The sequence below is a fragment of the Pseudomonas sp. PA1(2017) genome, assembly GCF_001945375.1.
Lineage (GTDB): Bacteria > Pseudomonadota > Gammaproteobacteria > Pseudomonadales > Pseudomonadaceae > Aquipseudomonas.
Genome location: NZ_MSXU01000015.1, coordinates 611364 through 615417, shown reverse-complemented (window position 1 = coordinate 615417; position 4054 = coordinate 611364). Strand labels below are relative to the sequence as shown.

The 4054-nt window shown below is 57.5% G+C and carries 1 protein-coding gene; it reads left to right on the top strand.

Translation table 11 applies throughout. From position 1 onward, the window contains the following. Positions 1–4054: hemagglutinin repeat-containing protein (locus tag BVH01_RS23415; protein ID WP_256562828.1), on the top strand; the 4054-nt coding region annotated here is incomplete at both ends.

The window sequence follows — 4054 nt, the reverse complement described above, 5'->3', positions numbered from 1 at the left end:
CTTCAGTCTCTCCAGCGGCTCACTGACCAACGTGGGCGGCACGGTTCGTCATCTTGGCAGCCAAGGGTTCGACCTGAGCCTGGACGACCTGGGCGGCGCCGGCGGACGCTTCACCACCAATGGTGAGCTGACCCTGAGCGCCGCTGACTGGACCAACACCAGCGAGCTGCAGGCCGAGCGCCTGACCCTGAACATCGGTCAGTTCACCCAAACTGGCACCGGCCAGTTGATTTCCCGGCAGAGCATCGTGGCCACCGGCGACAGCTGGGTAAACGACGGCCTCATCGCCACCGATGGCACGCTAGGCCTGACGCTTACCGGCAGCTACACAGGCAATGGCGCCCTGCGCAGCCTTGGCGATCTGACCTTCAAGGCTGCCAGCGCCGAGTTCGGTACAGATGCGCAGGTCAAGAGTGGTGGCGTTGGGCAGTTCGACCTCACTGGCCAACTGCTGAACCGTGGCCGCCTGACCGCGGCCCAGGACATGTCCCTCAAGCTGGGCAGCCTCGACAATCGCGGCACGCTGGGCGGTGCAGGTCTGCTGCGTATCGAGGGGGATTCGCTGCGTAACGAGCGGGGGCTGGTCTTCAGTGGTGAAGATATAGCTCTGCGGGTGGGTACGCTGACCAACTACAAAGGTGATATTTACAGCCTCGGTGCACTTAGCATTGCGAGGGATGAATCGCTTGGCCAGTTAGCCTCGCTGGAGAACATCTCCGGAACGATCGAGAGCGCGGGTGATATGAGCCTGGCGTCTTCGTCGTTAATTAATCGTAAAGATATTTTTAAATCGACGGTCAGCCAGATCAGTGGTCGTATGACCCTGACAGGTACCGATAACTGTAAAGGCGACCACTGTGCAGCCTCTTACATTGTTGATGAGGTTTTTGGGCTCAAGATCACTGAGGACTCAGCACGTTCCAGTCTGATAGCAGGCGGTAATCTGAGATTCGTGGGCGGAGAGTTCGACAACCAACTCAGTACTGTTTCCGCGGGTGGCTATATCGATCTTGATACTGTTACTTTCCGCAGTATTGGTGCTGCCGGTGGCGAGACCCGTTTTTACGACCTTTTGCTGTATTCAAAAGACAGAAGCCTCTACTACGGACTTCTGCGAGACATTGATCGATACAACGCTTATCACGATCCAAACTCACCCACTTATAACCCCGCTGCGCTGCCGTTATCGGCCGTAGCGGTGGGCGATGTTCGTGGCTCGATAATCACCAAAACATCGGGTGGCGGTGACGTCGTATATTCCATCATCCAAGCCACAGGCGCAGTGAATATCTCAGGAGCTAAAACGCTCGAGAACACATTGTTACGCCCTGGTGAGCAGATCGAGCAAGGCCCAAGTCGCGCTGGTCAAACGACGGTCAGCAGCGACGTCAAACCCGCTGCCACCCTTAATGCGCAACTGCCACCGGACGTTAAGCAACAGGCCGTCGATCCGCTGGTTCTACCCGGCTTCAGCCTGCCTTTGGGACAAAACGGGCTGTTCCAGATAAGCACCGACCCTAGCCATCGTTACCTGATCGAAACCAATCCGGCTTTCGCCAACCTGCGCAATTTTCTCAATTCCGATTACCTGCTGAGCCGCATTGGCTTCGATCCGGATCAGGCTCAGAAGCGGCTGGGAGACGGGCTTTATGAGCAGCGCTTGATACGCGAGGCTGTCACTGCCCGTACCGGTCAGCGCCTGATCGCTGGCCTGGACAGCGACGAGGCCATGTACCGTTACCTGATGGATAACGCCATTGCCAGCAAGGACGCTTTGAACCTTGTCCCCGGTGTGGGCTTGAGCGCCGAGCAGGTCGCTGCGTTAACGCACGATATCGTGTGGATGCAAGAGCAGGAAGTGAACGGCGAAAAAGTGTTGGTACCCGTGCTCTACCTTGCCCAGGCCAGTGGCCGCCTTGCTCCGACAGGTGCGCTTATCCAGGGTAGCGAAGTCAGCCTGATCAGCGGTGGCGACCTCTCAAATAAAGGCACCCTGCGCGCTAGCGGTAACCTCGATGTAGCTGCCAACACTATTGGCAATCAGGGCCTGATCCAGGCGGGTAATCGTCTGGCACTGCTGGCAACGGACAGCATTCGCAATGCCCAAGGCGGCATTATCAATGGCAAGGATGTCAGCCTCACCGCCGTCAATGGTGATATCACCAACGAGCGCTCCATTGGGTATACCGAGCAAGGCGGCCGTTTCACTTTCAGCAATGCATCGGTTGATAACGCTGCACGAATTGAGGCCGGCAATAACCTTGAGCTGAACGCGGGTAGAGACCTAAATAACCTGGGTAGCGTGTTGAAGACAGGTGGTGATGCCACGCTGAGTGCTAAACGGGATATCAACCTTGGGGTCGTGACGGAAGTCGACAGCTCCAACGCTCAGTATAAGAAAACCAGAATCACTCAATCACAAGTCACGCAGCATGGCAGCGATGTGCAGATTGGCGGCGATCTTCAAGCCAAAGCCGGGCGCGATCTTCTGGTGGTGGGTAGCAAGGTCAAGGCGGGAGAGGATGTTGGACTTACTGCAGGCCGAGATATTGTCATTTCATCGGCGGCGAATGAAAGCAGCTTCCTTTCGCGGAGCAAGAAAACTACTGAAAGTCGTGATCAGGTCACTCAGCAATCAAGTGACATTCAGTCCGGTGGCAACCTGAGCATTGGGGCTGGCAATGACTTGACCGTAGTGGCGAGCAAATTACGGGCTGAAAACGATGTAGATATCGACGCCGGCAACGACGTGCAAGTGCTCTCGGCCAAAGACGAAAGCGCCTCCTACTACTTCAAGAAGAAGAAGGGCTCGTTCGGACGTAGCAGCACTGAACAGCGGGAAAGCTACAACAGCACCAATATCGCCTCGGTGATTGAGGCGGGCAACGACCTGACGATCAACACCAGCAAGGCTGCCAGTGGCGCCCTGAATCTCGAGGGTGGCCGCGACGTCACCGTCATCGGCAGCCAGCTCGCGGCGGGTAATGATCTGCTGGTTGGCGGTACCGGCGATGTAGCCGTGCTGTCCGGTGTCGAGGAGCATGGCTCCTATTCCAAGAAAACCAAATCCGGCTTCCTCGGCCTCTCCAAGAGCGGCAAGAGCCAGCTCAAGACCAGCGCCACCCAAGTTGCCAGCGAACTGGAAGCGGGCAACGACGTGGTCATCGCGGCAGGCAACGATATTCGCCTGCGTGCCAGCACCACAGATGCCGGTAACGACGTCGAGCTGCGCGCCGGATTGGTGAATGACACCGGTGACATCAACTTGGTGTCGGCTAATGATGAGGCCTATAGCCGCAGCGAGTCGTACAAGAAGAAGTTCGATCTTTCCGCCAGTAATGCAGCAGGGCTTGGCGGTATCACAATTTCTAACGCCAAGAAGAGCGGCCAGGAAATCATCAGCTCCACCAATGTGGGCAGCCAGGTCAACGCCGAGCGTGATGCTTCATTGATCGCCAAGCGCGACGTCAATGTCGTGGGCAGCGGCGTCAGCGCAGGTCGAAACGTGCTCCTCGATGCAGGACGTGACGTAAACGTCGTAGCAGGAAGTAGCAGCGAGCAGGTCACCTCGTGGAAGAACACCAAGACCGTTGGCTTGCAACTGAGCTCCGATGGCAATGGTGTTAGTGCCTTTGCCGGGGCCGAGTCGCTCAAGGACAAGACTCGTACCAGCGAACAGACTGCGGCAGCCAGCCAGATCAACGCCGGTTTGGACCTGGATGTACGTGCTGGGCGCGATATCCGGCAGCAAGGCTCGGACATGCAGGCCGGCTACGACCTGAACATGAAGGCCGGGCGCGACATCGTCGTCGATGCGGCTCGCGAACAGTCGAGCATCGAAAGAGAGCAGAGCCAGAACCGTAGCGGTGTAGGCGTCACGGTTAACCACAACTACGAGCGAACCAAGAATGCGGTAAGCGGCGCCGGCAAAGGTGAGAACACTGTCAGCCAGGCATCGAGCACGCTCAAGGCGGTGGACTCCGTCAGCCAGTTCCTGGCTGGGCCGACGTTCGATGCGCATTTCGGTAGTACCAGCCAACGCCAGAGCGTCAGC